This window comes from Enterobacter sp. KB-280D8 (assembly GCF_041399405.1).
In the GTDB taxonomy this organism is placed as follows: domain Bacteria; phylum Pseudomonadota; class Gammaproteobacteria; order Enterobacterales; family Enterobacteriaceae; genus Enterobacter; species Enterobacter cloacae_N.
In genome coordinates this window covers 512,042-528,946 of the sequence record NZ_JBGKEC010000001.1, presented here as the reverse complement: position 1 = coordinate 528,946, position 16,905 = coordinate 512,042, and the positions used below count along the sequence as shown (strand labels likewise).

Here is a 16,905-nt window from a genome sequence, read left to right as displayed (position 1 = left end):
GTTATTCTCCCTCTGGATTATTCACGACGGAATTGAGCAGATCGACAAGCCTTGAAGCATGTTCCCGGGCAAGCGTTTTATGCTGCGCGATTTTGTCGGCATCCCGGTCGGCATAGCTGATACCGCAGGTATAAACCGGCGCCAGCAGCTCAAGATTGCACAGTTTTGCCGTGGTCTCGAACGGAATAAGATACTCTTCAATGGCATGGCAAAAGAAACCCTCAGCGGTATAGAGCGCCTGTGGCGCCCCTGTAGTGAAGGAGAGGATCAGCTTTTTACCGCCCAGTTTCGCCGTTGAGCCATGCGCGAAGCCGTGGACAAAGACCTCGTCCAGCCATTGTTTCATTAACCCGGGCAGCCCATACCAGGAAAAAGGAAACTGCCAGACAATCACATCGGCCCTGAGCAGGCTTTCCTGCTCCGCAGCGATATTGAATTTGCCGTCCGGATAGAGCCAGTCCAGACGACGAATTTCAGCATCGGGAAGGGCGGTTGCCACTTCATCAAGGATAGTGGCGTTGGCGACGGAATGGTTCAGCTCAGGATGACCTGAAATAACAAGGATATTTTTCATTTCAATACGTTAAAGAGGCTGGTGGATTTTTAACCCAGTATAGAGTGACACCATTATTTTTTTTAGAGCAGTAAAGGCTCATTCACTTTTAGACAAAAACTAATAATGGTCGACGGATTTCATTGTGCCCGGTCATCATGAACCCGTGAACTACGCCGTGATGCCCAGTAAACGTTCTGCATTGCGAAACGCGATGGCCTCTTTTTCAGCCTTGTTGACGGGCAGACTGTCGATAAATGTTTTTACACCGTCCAGGGTCTGATAGGGGTAATCAACGGAGAACAGGATCCTGTCTGCCCCCATTAACGCGTAGATAAACTGGAAGTGCGGCAGTGTCAGCATACCTGACGGGGTAACGTAAACGTGCTCCTGGAAGGTTCTCGTTAGCGTGCGTGACAGACCCGTTGCAGCCAGCGGAAGGCTGTCATCAAGACGCTGCAGCCAGAAGGGCAGCATCTCCCCCCAGTGGCCACTGATTACCTGCAGGTGGGGATATTTATCAAATGCGCCCGATAACATCAGCCGTAACAAATGGATCCCGGCTTCGTGATGCCAGCCCCAGCCAAACATGGAGAGCCGGGCGTTGACCTCTGCATTGAAGCCCGTGAAGTAGGCCTGTTGCACGCTTTTAACCGGTAATCCGGGATGAAGATAGAGTGGCACATTCAGTTTATTAAAGCGGGAAAGCAGGGAGTCATAGTCAGGATGATCGAGAAAGCATGAAGAGGGTCGGCCATTCAGAAGAGCCCCCTTAAACCCCAGTTTTTCAACTGCGCGGACAAGCTCTTTTTCAGCCTCTTCCGGCTGTGCCCAGGGAAGTGTGGCAAATGCCGCGAAGCGATCCGGATGATTTCTTACCGCCCCGGCAAGGCGGTCGTTTGCCGCCGTATTTAATGTTACCGCTTTATCACCGGGAGCCAGCTGGGGGAATCCGCCCACAGAGAGGATCTGCAGGGTAATTCCAGCCTCATCCATATCCCTGAGGCGGCTGCCTCCCAAATCAGCGCCTTTCGCGTTTATCAGCGCATTCTTTTCTATCTGCGGCCGGCTTCGGTCAGGATTATGACCATCAGCGACGGTTTTCCCCCAGTCGCCAAGGAAAGGTGCCTGCTCAAGCGCAACAGGCATACACGCTCGCCCTAACTCGCTGTCGAGATAATGTTCTTCGAGGCAAATGATTTTCATATTCTCACCCTTCATACAAAGCAGTAAAAGTGATGCAGATTAGGATCGCCCGGAACAGCCCGTTCGTGAGTGTCATTCATGGCAGTCTGTCCCGGACAGGGTTTACACCATCGGTTTTTCCCAGGCGCCTCGTGTATCCACTCTGGTCTCTGTGGCGAGTTGTTCCAGCAGGATGATTTCCTCATCGCGTAACTGGATGTCTGAAGCGCAGGCGGCGTCCAGAACGTGATGGACTTTAGTCGCACCAACGAGGGGAAGGGTACCTTTTGCAATAGCCCATGCGATGGCTATCTGTGCCACGCTGGCATTCCTTTCGGTTCCCATTTTTTTCATGGCGGCGGTTAATCTTTCTATCTGCGGCAGTACTTCGTTATAACTTTCGGCCCGGCCACTCCCGGCAGGCATGGGATGATTTGAATCATAACGACCGCTGAGCGCGCCTTGCTCCAGGACCATGTAAGCAAAGAACGTGATGTTATTTTGTCGGCAATAATCAAGGATCCCGGCCTCTTCAGAAGCGCGATAGAGCAGGCTGTAATGATTCTGTACTGCACTGAGGGAATAACCGGAAGCGTTAAGGATTTCGTTGGCGCGTCTGATTTGTGCCAGATTGTGGTTGGAAACACCTACGCGTTTTACCTTACCGCTTTGTAATAGTGGGATCAGTCCTGGCGTCCATTTCTCAACGTCGAGGGGATTGTGGATCCAGTAGATATCAATCGCGTCCACACCCAGACGTCCGAGGCTGGCCTCAAGCATATCGCTGACAGGCTGCGCTGACTGTTCGTTCGCAATCTGCGGCGTGAATTTGGTGGATAAAATCATATCCTCGCGGGGGAACTGACGGACTAATGCTCCCAACGCTGCCTCGGAACTCCCCATGCCATATACTGCTGCGGTATCCCAGAGATTCAGACCCTTACTCATGGCCGTGGTGAACACGTCTGCCATCTGAGTATCAGAAAGATGATTGCCGAAGACGGTGTCGCCACCGGCGAAGCCTGTGCCCCAGGACCATGTGCCCAGCGCGACGGAAGGTAGTGTTTTCATATTCAGCTCCTGTAAAAAGGCCGGAACGTTGCTGACTTAAACCGGCCAAAGAGGGTGAGTAACGATGAAAGACAGATGAATGAATTAAGTTGGCTGGCGAAGGGCATTTAACAGCGCCACACCCACACCGTGCGCTGAAGCGGGATTCTGCCCCGTGATAAGGCGTCCGTCGGTAACCACGTTTTCAGACCAGTTCGGGGCCTCATGATGAAGCGCGCCATGCTCGCGGAGTGCAGTCTCAAGCAGGAAGGGAACCACATCTGTGGTGTGAACTTCTTCCTCTTCCTTGTTGGTAAAGGCCGCCACGTTTTTGCCTTTCACCAGGTATTCGCCGCTGCTGAGCTTTGCGTCAACCAGTGCCGCAGGTCCGTGGCAGACGGCTGAGACAATCCCATCACTTTCATACACTTCGCGGATAATACGCTGGGCATCCTGGCTGTCGCGGAAATCCCACATGGTTCCATGCCCGCCCGCAAAGAAAACGGCGCTGTAATCGGTACCGTTCAGCTCGGATAACGAAGGCGTTGTGGCCAGGCGCTGCTGAAAATCGGTTTCGTTCCAGAACCAGGCGTTGACAGAGTCACTGAGGTCAAATCCATCCACCGGCGGCTGTCCCCCGCGAATGCTGGCTATCGTCGTTTTTAGTCCGGCATCTTCCAGTACTTTCAGCGGATGCGTCAGCTCAGCCAGGAAAAAACCGGTTGGTACACCGGATGCGCCTTTAATCGGATGGCTGGAAACGACACACAGCACGGGTTTATCTGCAGGTTTCATATCGGGCCTCACTCTTTATTTTTAAATTCAGCGGCAAAGAGATTTTCCCAGTTAATAAAGGAGCCAAGCGGAATGCACTCAAAGCTTAATAAGCCTGCTTTTACCAGCGGGAATTCGGCCATTACGTTCATCGCTTCATCGACAGAGTCACATTCAAGAAAAATAGCGACGCCAGGTCTGTCCTGACGGAAGTAAATGTCGCGGATGAAGCCGGATTTATACAATCCCCAGGCGTGCAGCGCTTCAGCGTTAAGGTGTGGAGCATATTTTTCCAGCGATGCTCCAGGTGCGGGGATATCCAGACATAAAATTCGCATCATAGTCTCCTGAACTCAGGTTGTTGTAGAAAGAGATAAAAGTATAAGAGGCGAATTTCACGAAGATTAGAGGGGCATTGACTTAAGCATCTTTAGGCTGTACTTAATAATTAAGCAGTGATTGCTTAAGGAACACATTATGAATAACGCCCTGTATAACCAGATACGCATCTTTCAGAGCATTGCACGTGAGGGCAATATTTCGGCAGCCGCAAGAAAACTGGAAATTACGCCTCCCTCCGTCAGCAATGCGCTTAAATTGCTGGAAGAGCATATTGGCCATCCGCTTTTTGTGCGTACGACCCGCCGTATTGAGCTGACGGAAACCGGGCAGCTGTTGCTGGAACAGACCGCCGCGGCGGTGGAGTCGCTGGAAAATTCGCTTGAAAGCATTCGCGACCAGAATCAGGAGCCCTCTGGTGTGGTGAGAATTACGCTCTCGCGTTTTGCCTATCTGTTAATTCTCAAGCCTGCAATGGCGGAATTCTGTCAGCAATACCCGGGTATACAGTTGGAAATATCGGTTTACGACGGTACCGTGAATATCATCGAAGAGCGTTTTGACCTTGGGATCCGTTTTGGCGATATTCTCGAAGGTGGGGTGGTGGCGCGGCCGTTAATGAAACCCTTTCGTGAAGGGTTATATGCATCCTCAGCTTATATTCGCGAGTATGGAATGCCCGAGGTGCCGGCTGACCTCAGTCAACACAAGCTGATTGGCTACCGTTTTATTACTAACAACCGCATCCTTCCGTTGATCCTGAACGACCACGGAGAGCAGTTGACGGTTGAGATGCCCGGGCAGTTAATCAGTAACGATATCGACGTTATGGCTGACGGGATCCGTAACGGACTGGGAATTGGACGCCTGTTTGAACCCATCTGGCAGTTACAGCCCGACAGAGAGCACTTTATCCCCGTGATGGAGAGTTACTGGAAAACCTACCCGCCAGTCTATCTCTATTACCCCAAAAACGCGGGTAAAACGAAAAGAGTGAAGGCCCTGATTGATTTTCTGATATCCGCTACGGGGCGATAAAGACGATAACGCATCGTCCCGTATGGAAGCGCTATTTCACAACCCCAGTGGCCTGGCCTCCTGTATGAACTCAATCAGAAGGCGAAGCCCGGTCGGCAGTTGCCGGCGGCTTGAATAATAGATATAAAAACCTTCCTCCAGCGGGGACCATTCCGTAAGCACCAGGCGGAGCCGACCATCCTTCACATAGGGTGCAACAAGAGGCTCCGGAAAATACATCAGGCCGGCCCCGCCTAATACGGCCACAAGACCCGTTTCTGCCTGGTTGACCGTCACTGAGCCAGGCACAGTGATTTGGTACGTTTCGCCGTTTCGTTCAAGTTCCCAGCGATAAATCCGATCGTCGCCGAGACGATTGCTTATACAGCGATGGTGTAATAAATCATCCGGATGTTCAGGCGTTCCGTAGCGTTCAAGGTAGTCGGGGGATGCTGCGATAACCCAGCGAATATCGGCAGATAAACGCCGGGCAACCATGTCTTCCGGAACGGTGCCACCATAGCGGATACCGGCATCGAAGCCCGCATCAGTGACGTCAACCATACGGTTGCTGGCAACAATATCGATTTCAATATCGGGATAGCGATCCATAAAAGCGGGCATAACCGGTGCAAGCAAAAGATTGGCTGCTTCAACGGCAGCATTGATGCGGATACGCCCGGTAGGCGTATTACGATACCGGTTAAGCGATTCAAGCGCGCCTTCTATCTTGTCGAAAGGCTGAAGGACAGACTGAACCAGTTCTTCACCTGCAGCCGTAGGGGTAACGCTCTTGGTCGTGCGATTAAGGAGGCGAACCCCGAGCCTTGTTTCCAATCCCTTCAGGGCATGACTAAGCGCTGATGCACTGACACCTAATTCAATCGCCGCACGGCTGAAACTGCGATGACGTGCAATAGCCATGAAATAAATGAGATCGGCGACATCAGCTCTGCTTATTTGCATACAGAATCGTTTTCCTTGTGCGTTAAGGCCCGAATGCGTTGATACGAAAATGATATACACCATAGACCGATTAGCGCTAATCCGTTGCTGAATTTATTTCACAAGTCCATCCACTCATCGCCTCTCACTGAACACGTTGTGCTTCGTTATTCTTGAAAATTATGCGCTCTGGCCGTCGGTCAGGGCGGAATATTCACCTAACGGAGCCGTGTATGAACTATACGCATCTTGGCCGCACCGGCCTGAAAGTCAGCCGCCTTTGTCTCGGAACCATGAATTTTGGTGACGTCACCGACGAGAAAACCAGCGCCCGCATTCTGGATGAAGCGCTTGAGGCGGGTATCAATTTCATTGATACAGCAGACGTGTATGGCACCGAGCAATCACCCGATATCCAGCAAGGTTCGGGGCTGTCCGAAGAGATTATTGGTCGCTGGCTCCAGCAGGGTGGCCGCCGTGACCGTATCGTTCTGGCGACGAAAGCCTATCAGCCTATGGGACCAGGTCCGAACGATCGCCGTCTTTCTGCTTACCATATTCGCAAGGCCTGCGAGGACAGTTTGCGACGGCTTAAGACCGACCATATTGACGTCTATCAGATGCATCACATCGATCGTTATACACCATGGGAAGAGGTCTGGCAGGCCATGGAGCTCCTTGTTCAGCAGGGAAAAGTGCTTTATATCGGTAGCAGCAATTTCGCAGGCTGGGACATTGCGACTGCGCAGTCAGTTGCCACGGCCCGTCATTCCCTGGGCCTGGTTGCTGAGCAAAGTCTCTACAATCTGACTGCCCGAACTGTTGAGCTGGAGGTCATTCCCGCATGCCGTCATTTTGGCCTGGGACTGATTCCCTGGAGTCCACTTGCCGGAGGGTTGCTTGGCGGCGTACTGAAAAAGATGGCCAGCGGGCGCCGTGCGAGGCCCGCGTTTGCCCGTCTAATCGAACAGTATCGTCCGCAGCTGGAAGCCTACGAAGGATTATGTGAGGACCTCGGCGAAACCCCTTCCGATGTGGCGCTTGCGTGGCTCCTGCAGAATCCTGTCGTTACTGCTCCACTTATCGGGCCTCGTACGGCGGAACAACTCCGGGAGGCGCTTCACGCAACGACAATCACGCTATCAGACGACACCATGAGCTGTCTCAACGAAATCTGGCCCGGCCCCGGGGGAGAAGCGCCCCAGGCTTATGCCTGGTAATGCCCAAATTAATGAATCCTTTCTTCGCTATAGGGAGTTCCAGTTTATGAGCAAGATGATGCATGACCAGCATTCTGCTTCCGTACCCGCTTCCCGGGATCGTCGCAATTTTCTGATCGCCGGCGCCGGTCTGGCGTTGGCCGCTACCACCCTTGGCAGGAGCGGAGCCGTGATGGCTAAACCGGCTGGTCAGGACACGTCGAGCGCCCCTTCGGATGCTGTTCCCGTCCAGAAGGAGACCTTAACCACGCGTAAACTCGGCTCGCTGGAGGTTTCCAGCATGGGACTCGGGTGTCTGCCTATGGTGGGGTATTACGGCGGTGGTCCGCGCGATCGTAAAGCCATGGTTTCGCTCATCCGGGCCGCCTTCGAACAAGGCATCACGTTCTTTGATACTGCCGAGGTGTATGGCCCCCATCTCAGTGAAGAATTTGTCGGGGAAGCACTGGCCCCCGTTCGCGATCGTGTGGTGATTGCCACTAAGTTCGGTTTCGGCGTGGAGGAGGGGAAGCCAACCTCACTCAACAGCCATCCTGACCATATTCGCCGTGCCGTAGAGGGCTCGCTAAAGCGTCTGAAAACGGACCACATCGATCTTCTTTATCAGCATCGCCCCGATCCGAATGTGCCGATTGAGGATGTGGCGGAAACCGTGAAGGCGTTGATCCAGGAGGGTAAAGTGAAACACTGGGGATTGTCGGAAGCGAGTGCCAGGACAATCCGCCGCGCACATGCGGTACTCCCTGTGACTGCAGTACAGAGTGAGTATGCCATGTGGTGGCGTGAACCGGAGACGCGGATATTTCCAACGCTCGAAGAGCTGGGTATCGGCTTTGTACCTTACTGCCCGACCGCCCGGAGTTTCCTTGCCGGGGCAGTCAATCCAAGCCAGCGGTTCGACAGCACAGATAGGCGGCATAACCTGCCACGCTTCCAGCCAGATGCACTGGCCAAAAACATGGTACTGCTTGAATTCGCGCAGTCGTGGGCCCGTCGCAAAAACACCACTCCGGTTCAGTTCGCGCTGGCCTGGGTGATGGCACAGCGGCCATGGATTGTCCCTATCCCGGGTACGACGCAATATCCGCACCTGATAGAAAATTGCGGTGCACCGCAAGTCCGGTTGACGGACAGCGAGTTACGCGAAATCGATGCAGCGCTTGCCAGGATCCCATTGCAGGGCGGTCGCGCAGATCCGTTTACCGAAAGTCAGTTTGATAAAAGTTAAATGGTGATGGCCACCTTTTTTCACATCAGTGGCCAGGTAGACCCGGCAACGCCGGGCCAGGGTAGGGCATTAACAGTCCAGTATTGCTGAAGGCGGCGTGAGTGAAGGTGGCGTATCCGGAAGCGGGGGAATGATCCCGTCGACGGGGTGCGGCAGATAGTGTGCCTCGAGTTCCATGATTTCGGCATCGCTAAGTGAAAAGTCCAGCGCGCTGATAGCCGTAGAAAGATGTTCTGGTTTCGTCGCGCCTACGATCGGTGCTGTGATGACCGTTTTTGATAGCAACCAGGCAATTGCAACATGGGCTCTTGGCACATCGTGCTTTTCGGCAATTCTGGCAACGACATCAATAACGGGCTTATCCAGAAGGGCTGCGTTCTCATACATTTTTAACGCAAAGGCATCGTTTTGCGTTCGTCGGGACGTGACACTCCAGTCGCGCGTGAGCCTGCCGCGTGCCATCGGACTCCAGGGGATCACACCAACGCCCTGGTCTTCACACAGGGGCAACATCTCGCGCTCTTCTTCCCGGTAAAGCAGGTTGTATTGCGGTTGCATCGTAATAAATCGGGTCCAGTCGTTACGCTCTGCAGTATGCTGCATTTTTGCAAAGCGCCAGGCTTCCATAGATGATGCGCCGATGTAACGTACTTTTCCTGATTTAACGAGGTCATGCAGAGCCTCCATGGTCTCTTCAACAGGCGTGGAGTGGTCAAAGCGGTGAATCTGAAAGAGATCCACATAATCCATACCTAAGCGCATCAGGCTATCGTCAATAGACTGAAAAATGGCCTTGCGGGAAAGAAACCCGGTATTGGGTGAGTTGCGCCACGGAAAGAAGGTCTTTGTCGCCACAACGATCTCATCGCGTCTGGCCATTTCTCTCAGCGCTTTTCCAGTGATCTCTTCAGAACTTCCGCCCGAGTAGATATTCGCGGTATCAAAAAAATTAATGCCCGCTTCAAGCGCCTGACGAATGAGCGGACGTGACGCCTTTTCATCCAGGGACCAGGGTTGAGGCAAACGTTCAGGTTCACCATAGCTCATACAACCGAGACAAAGACGGGAGACTTGCAAACCGCTACGACCCAGATTCACATACTTCATTCTGTGTTCCTTCTTTTATTGCCAGCAATTCTGTATGTGACAGGGTATTGCACAGACATGAAGGGAAACAGCATGCGCCATCGAATGGTGTTTTGAGTTTTTTTCACAAATCGTCGTAATCGACAGTGAAAGACGAGAAGCGAGAGGGAGGTCAGAATTAGAAACAGATTGATGTATCGGCTCGTGATTAACTATCAGATGTCATTTAACATAATATACATTATGCGCACTAATGTGAAGGCAGGGGAAATCTGCCTTTCTACGGTCGTGATTGCCCTGGTTATAGAAAGCCTGTGAGCTGCCAACTTCTACGTTTATACAAGGTTAAAAAACGTTTGATATACTCAAGCCTTTGACCACCGCTCCCGCAGACTTATGGAAATTGAACTCGATAAAAGCTTTAAAGAAAGGATTTTCCACGCTGTCATTTTTGAAGTGACGGCCAACGTCATTATCGCACTGTCTCTTGCATGGTTGATGAACGTTTCGGTACTCCAGTCCGGTTCGTTGTCCGTGATATCCGCACTTACCGCAACGGCCTGGAATTTTGTCTTCAATAAGCTCTTTGACTCCCTGCAGAAAAAACATCAGTTTCAACGAACATTCCTCGTTCGCGCCATCCATGCGGTTGGTTTTGAAACGGGCCTTATCGTCTCCTTAATTCCTGTAGCCATGTTCATGCTGGATTTAACGATCGCTGAGGCATTTTTTGTTGAGATTGGCCTTGTTCTATTTTTCCTGCCATACACGATGCTCTTTAACTGGCTTTATGATTACCTGCGTTGGACATTCGTTGGGCGGAAACGGTCTGCTGTGTAGCGAATCTTGATATCGGTCACATTCACAACCCCTTGATCGCATTGGACTCCACTCTCTTTCTATACTTCCCATTTCGTTATCACTTTTTGAGGAGTCCATAATGTTTGATCATGTGAAATTCGGCGTCAGCGATTACGAGAAAAGTAAAGCCTTCTTCCTCATGGCGCTTCAACCGCTCGGTGTCGAACTCGTCGATGAAGGCTCTCCCGACTATGGCGTCGAAATGAGTTCCGGCGACGTTTCTCTTTGCCTTTTTCAGTCGAATGATAAACCCGCTCCGCTTCATCTGGCCTTTGTGGCCACGACACGCCAGCAGGTTAATGACTTTTACCATGCCGCGTTGCGCGCAGGCGGACGCGATAATGGCGCACCGGGATTGCGCTCCTACGGCAAAAATTACTATGCAGCATTTGTCATTGCGCCTGACGGTCATAATATCGAAGCGGTATGCCATGCCCCCGAGGAGGAATAATTTAACTTCGTAAATATGCATGATAATGCTTGATATTGCACGATAATGCCGATTATTATCCCCGTAATGTGACACGCAAACCTGCAACATCATGCAAAAACACTTAACGAGGTGAATATGACGCAACAGCTGATTTTGATTGCCGGCCCCTATCGCAGCGGAACCGAAGGCGTTCAGGCACGCATTGATGAAAATCTTGCCCGTCTTGAACGTGCTGCATTAGCCGTTTACCAGCTCGGCCACGTTCCGGTGATTGGTGAATGGCTGGCGCTTCCACTGGCGAAGGCCGCGGGCTCGAAGTCTGTAGCCGATGAGGTCGCAGAATCGATGCTGTATCCCGTTGCGCACCGGCTCATCGCGAAATGCGATGCGATTTATCGTATTGCCGGCGCGTCTCAGGGCGCGGATATGGACATAGAGGTTGCCCGTAAACACGGCCTCACGATTTATACCGCACTTGAAAGCATTCCTCAGGCTTAACGCTGCCCGCGCCAGCCAGTTTTCTGGCTGGCTCACGCGGTAGCCAGCACGATCGATACCCCTTTTTCCGATACCGCATTCACCCAGCCACGATCGGTATCGCCTTCGACGACAATCGTATTTGCCATGGACACATCGCCTATTACAAATGATGACGCCGTGTTTATTTTTTCCGGCGACGCAAGGACAACCGTTTCGGCGGCTCTGCCGGAAAATGCACGTTTGATGCACGCCTCTTCGAAATCACCGGTCGTCAGCCCTGCTTCCGGATGGATGCCGGTCACGCCCATAAAGAACAGATCCGCATGAATGTTCTCAATGCCTTCAATAGTCGCCGCGCCGACGGCCACAATCGAGTGCTTATACAAACGGCCTCCGATCAGAATCACTTCGATGTAAGGATGATTAACAAGCCCCAGAGCAATGCTCGGACTGTGCGTCACCACGGTAATACGCAGGTCATGCGGTAAGAAGGCGATCAGCTCTGAGGTGGTCGTTCCTCCGTCAACGATCACCACCTGGCCCGAAGAGATCAGCTGCGCTCCCTTCTGCGCCACCTTTCTTTTGGCATCCATTTTGACGGACTGTCGTTCCGCGAAAGGCACAATAGCGGAAGACGACGGCAGCGCGCCGCCGTGAACTCGCTGTAAACGCCCTTCTGCCGCCAGCTCGCGTAAATCGCGTCGGATGGTGTCTTCAGAGACGTCGAAGAGAACGCTTAGCGCTTTTGACTGAACCTGACCTTCGGTGCCGAGCTTTTCGAGGATCAATTGTTTTCGCTGACTGGTGAGCATCATGGATTCCTGATGTTGCATGTTTAATCTTGAAACTGCACGCTAATGCTGTTATTGATAGTTACTCTACGTAAGGAGGATGAAACGTGCAATCAAAACGTGCAGATGTGCGCATCATTGACAGTGAAACGCTGTCCGATAACTGGTACTTACTTAAAAAATATACGTTTGACCTGCAAAGACGCGATGGCGAATGGCAGCGGCAAACGCGTGAAGTTTATGACCGGGGAAATGGCGCCACGATCCTGCTCTACAACCGTGACAAAAAAACGGTGATTCTGACCCGCCAGTTCCGCTTCCCGGTCTTTATTAATGGCCATGAGGACGATCTGATTGAGGCGGCGGCCGGCCTGCTCGATAACATGGATCCGGAAAGCCGCATTAAAGCAGAGGCGGAAGAAGAGACCGGGTTTAACGTGTCGAGCGTGCAGAAAATCTTTGAAGCCTATATGAGCCCTGGCTCCGTCACGGAGAAACTCTACTTCTATCTTGCCGAGTATCAGCCGAAGGACAAAACCAGCGCAGGCGGCGGTATCAAAGCGGAGGGAGAAGATATCGACGTACTGGAAATGCCCTTTGAAGAGGCATTGCGGGCAATTGATACGGGCAAGATCGTCGACGGAAAAACCATCATGCTGCTCTATCATATTGCGCTAAAAGGCATTCTGTAACCTGCCGCTCTCGACGCCTGCCCCGGTGCAGGTGTCGGCCTGTGCTATCCTTGCTGAAACACGCAAAACGGAGATCTGAAGATGGCCGACTGGAACCCTTCGCTTTACCTGCAATATGGCGCCGAACGAACGCGCCCCGCCGCTGAGCTGCTTGCCAGAATTCCCCTCGATGACGTCGCCACCATCGCCGATCTGGGCTGCGGGCCGGGCAATAGCACGGCGCTGCTGCACCATCGCTGGCCGAAAGCTCAGATCGTCGGCGTCGATAACTCACCAGCCATGCTGGAAGAGGCGCGCAGTGCACTGCCCGGCTGCCAGTTCGTTGAGGCCGATATCCGCCAGTACAAGCCTGGCCAGCCGCTGAGTCTGATTTATGCCAATGCTTCGCTGCAATGGGTTCCTGACCATTACGATCTTCTGCCTAATCTTGTCTCTCTGCTCGCGCTAAATGGCGTACTGGCGATCCAGATGCCGGATAACTGGCTCGAACCCACGCACGTGGCGATGCGCGAAGTGGCGCTGGAGCAGGACTATCCTGACCGCGGCCGCGAACCGCTGCCAGGCGTGCATGCCTATTACGATATCTTGTCGGAGGCCGGCTGCGATGTGGATATCTGGCGGACAACCTATTTCCATAGAATGAGCTCGCACCAGGCCATTATTGACTGGGTCAGCGCCACCGGTTTGCGGCCGTGGCTACAGGATCTGAACGAGAGCGAGCAGAAACGTTTCCTGAAACGCTATCACGAACTGCTGGAAGAGCAGTATCCACTCCAGGAAAACGGGCAGATACTGCTGGCTTTCCCGCGGCTGTTTATTGTGGCTCAGCGTCAGCCCTGAACGGGGCTATGAACGGGCCTCTTTGAGCAGCTGCTGAATAACTTTTTCCTGCTGCTCATAATCACCTTCACCAAAGGCGGTATAGCGCAGCTGGCCTTTTGCGTCGAAATAGTAGTGCGCGGGCCAGTACTGGTTGCCGAAAGCGTTCCAGATTTGATAGTTGTTGTCCGTTACAACCCGGTACGGTAGTTGCCATTTATTTACCGCGTTTTTCACCGAGGCGATCGGTTTCTCCCAGGGATATTCAGGCGTGTGTACTCCTATAACGACCAGGCCCTGAGACTGGTATTTTGTTGCCCAGTCGCGCACGTGCGGAAGCGTATGCTGGCAGTTAATGCAGTCCCAGGTCCAGAAATCGATCAGAACCACCTTCCCGCGCAAGGATTCAGACGTGACAGGGTCACCGTTAATCCAACCTGTCCCACCGCTTAATGAAGGCAGTTGGCTGCTGGGCTCGGTCATCACTACCGGCTGAAGCTTCGGCGGCTGCGTGGCAGGTTTGGCCAGATTCAGCAGCGCGGTTTCAAGGCGATCCGCGACGCCGTTTGCGCCCTGCAGAACAGAGGTCATCCCCGTTGCGTTAAAGACGACGGCCGCTAACATTACCACGCCTGCCCCCTGACGTAGCTTTTCCATCAGCGCCGATTTGGCTCTCAGCGGCGCCATCAGCGTGCGGCCTCCGAGAACGAGTAAACCCAGCATCAGCGCGCAGCCGCTACCATAGGCGGCCAGCAAAGCGCCTGTGGCAATGGCCGAATGTCCGGCAATATTGATGCTGAAAATGGCGCCCAGGATCGGTCCCGCGCAGGGAGACCAGAGCAGCCCGACCGCAAGCCCGGCCAGAAATGCCGATGCCATACCGCGCGTTTGCCCGCTTCGCGCGTTGAGGACATTTCCTGCGCTGACAGCCGGCCCGGCAATACGCTGGGCAAAAGCAGGAAAAATTAAGGCCAGCGCGGCCGCGGCCAGAATGACGAGGGCGATCCAGCGCCCGACGATAGTTGCCTCGGCGATCCACTCGCTGGCAACGGTGACGACCATCGCCACTAGGGTGAACATGACGATCATCCCCGCGAGCAGCGCCAGAATGTGCCGCCGCTGCCCCTGAAAACCGGCGAACAGGAGTGGAATAACCGGGAGCGTACATGGACTGAGCAGGCTTATCATCCCGCCCAGAAAAGCAATTATCAGAAACATAAACACCTCACAATACAAGTCCTGCGACGCTGCAGTGAGGTTATTTCATCGTACGGATGTGTTCAGGACATGTGTAAAAGCGTGGTTTTTGTCTGGCTCTGTATCGCCCTTTCCGGCAGATACAAAGCCGTACAATTAACGGCACGGGAGTGTAATCGAGACGTCCAGCCCGCCCTCTGCGCGGTTTGCCAGCTTCAGCTTTCCGTCCAGCTGTGCGGTGAGCTGCGCAGCGATCGCCAGGCCAAGGCCTGTCCCGCCGGTATCGCGGTTGCGTGATGTTTCCACCCGATAAAACGGCTGTAATACTGCCTCCAGTTCGGCATCCGGTATACCCGGCCCGCCGTCCATGATGTGAATGGTCACCTCTCCGGTAGTCGAGTCATCAATGCTAATGGTGGCGTACTCGCCAAATTTCAGGGCGTTATCCAGCAGATTGGTCATCACCCGGCGAAGCGCCTGTGGACGCGTGACGATGGGCAAACGGGTCTCGCCTGCCTGAAACTGCACGTTCTTACCGATGTCCTGATAATCGCAGGCGATGCTGTTTATCCAGGCATTAAGCTCCAGCTTCAGCGAGGTTTCTTCCAGTAATTCTGATGACCGGGCATACGCAATACCCTCCCGCACCAGACGCGTCATATTATCAAGGTCGTTTAAAAGTTTGTCGCGCAGTTCAGGCTGTTCGGCCATCTCAACACGAAGCTTCATGCGGGTAATGGGCGTCTGGAGATCGTGCGAAATGGACGCCAGGATCTGCGCCCGCTCCCTGAGATAGGACTGAATTCGCGCCTGCATCGCGTTGAAGGCATGCGCTGCACGCTGCACCTCAACCGGCCCCTTTTCCGTCATTGGCGTGTTGGCGGCCGGGTCCAGGGAATCTACCGCGCGGGTAAATTGCGAAAAAGGCCTCACCACCTGCCGCACGGCAATCCAGGAGCAGGCAGCCAGCACGAGCAGCTGCAGAATCAAAACCACGGGCAGCCAGCTGGCGACCGGCGGCATCCGTGGGATCAGATCGATGGTCAGCGGCGCACCATCGCGTAACGTGAGATGCGCCTGAATGTGTGAAATGGCGCCGGGAACGGCAGTGAAGCTGAGCGGGTACTGTGCCGCAAGCGTCGCTTTTAAGGTTCGGATGGCGTCCCGCGAACGCTTATCCGTCGGCGCGTTGCCGGGTTCTCCTGGCCCCAGAATATAGCGGTAGTTACCGCGTTCAAGTCGCGGCAGCCAGGCCGCGCGTTCATTGGCGGGTAAGCGGTCCAAAATAGCCACGCTGGTCGCGACATCGTATTCCAGATTACCGAGCATCACCGTTCGGGCGCTGTGCATTCGCTCAATCATGACCAGCGTCAGGCTCAGGGCGTTGGCCAGCAACAGTCCGGGCAGCACGACGATCAGCAAGCGGGCCAGCAGCGAGCGGGGCCAGAGCGTCATTCGTTAGCCTCTTTGATGGTGACCGGCATGGTAAAAACGTAGCCCTCGCTGCGCACGGTTTTGATATACGCGGGCGTGCGGGCATCTTCATTCAGACGCTGGCGAACCCGGCTAACCAGTAGATCGATTGAGCGTTCAAACAGTTCGGCGTCACGCCCCTGCGTCAGGTTGAGCAGCTGATCGCGGGTCAGCACCCGCTGCGGGTGGTCAAGGAAAACGCGCAGCAGGCGATATTCTGCCCCGCTGAGCGCCACGATCACCCCTTCCGGGTCAATCAGGTGGCGGGCAACGGTATCGAGCTGCCATTCACCGAACGTCACCAGCCGCCCTGCTTCCGTGACCTGTAAATTGGGCGGCATTGCACGGAAACGGCGTAAAATCGCTTTGATACGTGCCAGCAGTTCGCGGGCGACAAACGGCTTCACCACGTAGTCATCCGCGCCCATCTCCAGACCGAGGATCCTGTCCGTCTCCTCATTGCGCGCCGTCAGCATCAGGATGGGCAGATCTTTATATTTCCCGACGCGTAATTGCCGACACAGCGTAAGCCCGTCGTCGCCGGGCATCATAACGTCCAGCACCACCAGGTCGATATGCTGCTTATCCAGCACGACGCGCATCTCTTTGCCGTTTGCCGCGCCAGTGGCGCGATAACCGGACTTAACGAGATAGTCGATAATCAATTCACGAATATCCCTGTCGTCATCGACGACAAGGATATGATCAATATGCTCCACCGAAATCTCCAGACCGAAGGGTAACGTATTGAAAATAGCACAT

At 53.8% G+C, this 16,905-nt stretch carries 19 protein-coding genes; 8 read left to right on the top strand and 11 right to left on the bottom strand.

Features of this window, described 5'->3' with window-relative positions:
• Position 1: 1 nt before the first annotated feature.
• The 5 genes from AB8818_RS02600 to AB8818_RS02580 form a co-directional block, all read right to left on the bottom strand.
• A complete protein-coding gene (locus AB8818_RS02600; RefSeq protein WP_192982302.1) occupies positions 2-574 on the bottom strand; it encodes an NAD(P)H-dependent oxidoreductase in 573 nt (190 codons plus the stop codon).
• Positions 575-724: 150 nt separating this feature from the next.
• Complete coding sequence (locus AB8818_RS02595) at positions 725-1,759, bottom strand: amidohydrolase family protein (protein ID WP_192982304.1); 1,035 nt, start codon at positions 1,757-1,759, stop codon at positions 725-727.
• A gap of 102 nt (positions 1,760-1,861) precedes the next feature.
• Positions 1,862-2,809 (bottom strand): aldo/keto reductase, encoded by a 948-nt coding sequence (locus tag AB8818_RS02590; protein ID WP_192982307.1) that lies wholly within the window; start codon positions 2,807-2,809, stop codon positions 1,862-1,864.
• An 84-nt stretch (positions 2,810-2,893) separates the two neighbouring features.
• Entirely contained in the window at positions 2,894-3,583 is a 690-nt protein-coding gene (locus AB8818_RS02585) for a type 1 glutamine amidotransferase domain-containing protein (protein WP_116339868.1), read from the bottom strand.
• 8 nt (positions 3,584-3,591) lie between these two features.
• Positions 3,592-3,900 carry a hypothetical protein gene (locus AB8818_RS02580; RefSeq protein WP_045413930.1) on the bottom strand — a complete coding sequence of 103 codons (309 nt, stop codon included), beginning with the start codon at positions 3,898-3,900 and terminating at the stop codon, positions 3,592-3,594.
• A gap of 139 nt (positions 3,901-4,039) precedes the next feature.
• Here AB8818_RS02580 and AB8818_RS02575 point away from each other — a divergent pair, with 139 nt between their 5' ends.
• Positions 4,040-4,939, top strand: a complete 900-nt coding sequence (locus AB8818_RS02575) for a LysR family transcriptional regulator (RefSeq protein WP_116339870.1) — start codon at positions 4,040-4,042, stop codon at positions 4,937-4,939.
• A 36-nt stretch (positions 4,940-4,975) separates the two neighbouring features.
• Here AB8818_RS02575 and AB8818_RS02570 read toward each other — a convergent pair whose 3' ends face one another.
• A complete protein-coding gene (locus AB8818_RS02570; RefSeq protein ID WP_116339872.1) occupies positions 4,976-5,884 on the bottom strand; it encodes a LysR family transcriptional regulator in 909 nt (302 codons plus the stop codon).
• Positions 5,885-6,096: 212 nt separating this feature from the next.
• Here AB8818_RS02570 and AB8818_RS02565 point away from each other — a divergent pair, with 212 nt between their 5' ends.
• Together AB8818_RS02565 and AB8818_RS02560 are read left to right on the top strand one after the other, a co-directional pair.
• Positions 6,097-7,083, top strand: a complete 987-nt coding sequence (locus AB8818_RS02565) for an aldo/keto reductase (RefSeq protein WP_192982309.1) — start codon at positions 6,097-6,099, stop codon at positions 7,081-7,083.
• A gap of 280 nt (positions 7,084-7,363) precedes the next feature.
• Positions 7,364-8,311 (top strand): aldo/keto reductase, encoded by a 948-nt coding sequence (locus AB8818_RS02560; protein WP_226857550.1) that lies wholly within the window; start codon positions 7,364-7,366, stop codon positions 8,309-8,311.
• A 69-nt stretch (positions 8,312-8,380) separates the two neighbouring features.
• Here the strand turns inward: AB8818_RS02560 and AB8818_RS02555 are convergent, their stop codons facing one another.
• Positions 8,381-9,418, bottom strand: a complete 1,038-nt coding sequence (locus AB8818_RS02555) for an aldo/keto reductase (protein WP_192982314.1) — start codon at positions 9,416-9,418, stop codon at positions 8,381-8,383.
• 375 nt (positions 9,419-9,793) lie between these two features.
• Between AB8818_RS02555 and AB8818_RS02550 the strand changes: the two genes are divergently transcribed.
• The 3 genes from AB8818_RS02550 to AB8818_RS02540 all read left to right on the top strand — a co-directional run bounded on the left by AB8818_RS02550 (position 9,794) and on the right by AB8818_RS02540 (position 11,189).
• Positions 9,794-10,237 carry a PACE efflux transporter gene (locus tag AB8818_RS02550; RefSeq protein ID WP_080327072.1) on the top strand — a complete coding sequence of 148 codons (444 nt, stop codon included), beginning with the start codon at positions 9,794-9,796 and terminating at the stop codon, positions 10,235-10,237.
• A 100-nt stretch (positions 10,238-10,337) separates the two neighbouring features.
• Positions 10,338-10,709: a VOC family protein gene (locus AB8818_RS02545; protein ID WP_163329408.1), complete on the top strand. Its 372-nt coding sequence runs from the start codon at positions 10,338-10,340 to the stop codon at positions 10,707-10,709.
• Positions 10,710-10,826: 117 nt separating this feature from the next.
• A complete protein-coding gene (locus AB8818_RS02540) occupies positions 10,827-11,189 on the top strand; it encodes a DUF4406 domain-containing protein (RefSeq protein ID WP_316379145.1) in 363 nt (120 codons plus the stop codon).
• 32 nt (positions 11,190-11,221) lie between these two features.
• On the opposite strand, the gene AB8818_RS02535 is transcribed toward AB8818_RS02540, so the two are convergent.
• The gene (locus tag AB8818_RS02535; protein ID WP_192982512.1) at positions 11,222-11,983 is read right to left on the bottom strand and encodes a DeoR/GlpR family DNA-binding transcription regulator; all 762 of its coding nucleotides are present in this window, start codon (positions 11,981-11,983) and stop codon (positions 11,222-11,224) included.
• Positions 11,984-12,069: 86 nt separating this feature from the next.
• Between AB8818_RS02535 and AB8818_RS02530 the strand changes: the two genes are divergently transcribed.
• The gene (locus tag AB8818_RS02530) at positions 12,070-12,654 is read left to right on the top strand and encodes an NUDIX domain-containing protein (RefSeq protein WP_192982316.1); all 585 of its coding nucleotides are present in this window, start codon (positions 12,070-12,072) and stop codon (positions 12,652-12,654) included.
• Positions 12,655-12,735: 81 nt separating this feature from the next.
• Entirely contained in the window at positions 12,736-13,494 is a 759-nt protein-coding gene (tam, locus tag AB8818_RS02525; RefSeq protein ID WP_192982318.1) for a trans-aconitate 2-methyltransferase, read from the top strand.
• Between the two features lie 6 nt (positions 13,495-13,500).
• Here tam and AB8818_RS02520 read toward each other — a convergent pair whose 3' ends face one another.
• The 3 genes from AB8818_RS02520 to AB8818_RS02510 form a co-directional block, all read right to left on the bottom strand.
• Positions 13,501-14,691, bottom strand: a complete 1,191-nt coding sequence (locus AB8818_RS02520) for a cytochrome c biogenesis protein/redoxin (RefSeq protein ID WP_192982320.1) — start codon at positions 14,689-14,691, stop codon at positions 13,501-13,503.
• Between the two features lie 135 nt (positions 14,692-14,826).
• Positions 14,827-16,125, bottom strand: a complete 1,299-nt coding sequence (locus AB8818_RS02515; protein ID WP_192982322.1) for an ATP-binding protein — start codon at positions 16,123-16,125, stop codon at positions 14,827-14,829.
• Positions 16,122-16,862: a response regulator gene (locus AB8818_RS02510; RefSeq protein ID WP_192982325.1), complete on the bottom strand. Its 741-nt coding sequence runs from the start codon at positions 16,860-16,862 to the stop codon at positions 16,122-16,124. Before AB8818_RS02510 ends, AB8818_RS02515 begins: the two co-directional genes overlap by 4 nt.
• Between the last annotated feature and the right edge of the window lie 43 nt (positions 16,863-16,905).